The organism is Halorubrum sp. SP9 (assembly GCF_005435015.1).
GTDB lineage: Archaea > Halobacteriota > Halobacteria > Halobacteriales > Haloferacaceae > Halorubrum > Halorubrum sodomense.
The window spans coordinates 1-482 of sequence record NZ_SGXU01000344.1 but is presented as its reverse complement, the minus strand read 5'-3'; the positions used below and the strand labels follow the sequence as shown (position 1 = coordinate 482).

At 56.8% G+C, this 482-nt stretch carries 1 protein-coding gene; it reads right to left on the bottom strand.

Annotated elements, in window-relative coordinates; all coding sequences use genetic code 11:
* Window positions 1-125 precede the first annotated feature (125 nt).
* Window positions 126-335: an exodeoxyribonuclease VII small subunit gene (locus EXE45_RS17825; protein WP_137695115.1), complete on the bottom strand. Its 210-nt coding sequence runs from the start codon at window positions 333-335 to the stop codon at window positions 126-128.
* Window positions 336-482 lie beyond the last annotated feature (147 nt).

Here is a 482-nt window from a genome sequence, read left to right as displayed (position 1 = left end):
GAGCAAGTACAGGATAACGTTGCGTTCGCCACGGTCGTTGATCGAAACCTTCGCCAGGCCCAGTAATTCAGCTTGACACTGAGTTGGTTACTGGGGCCGCTCAGACGTGACTTGCTTGACGCTGTTTAAGATCCGATCTCGGCCTCGGCGCCATCAATCTCAATAATGTCACCGTCCCCGACGTCCAACGCTTCACGGAGCTCTTCAAGATGTGTGTCAGCCTCCTCTCGGAGCTCCTTTGCTGTCGGCAGATCGACTTCCCCGTCCTCAAGCGTTTCTGCGATCTCCTCGAGTCGCTCGATCCGCTCTGCGATGTCGACATCGTCCTCGCTCATACCCGATGGTTGGCCGGGGCTGTCTTGAATATCCGGCTTCCATCACAGTACTCCGGTAGCCCACAACGCGATACCGAGCAACAGGAGGCCGAGAAGGACGAGAACGACTATCTGTAGTCTCCGAGCTTGCTGCTGTGCCGCCTGAAC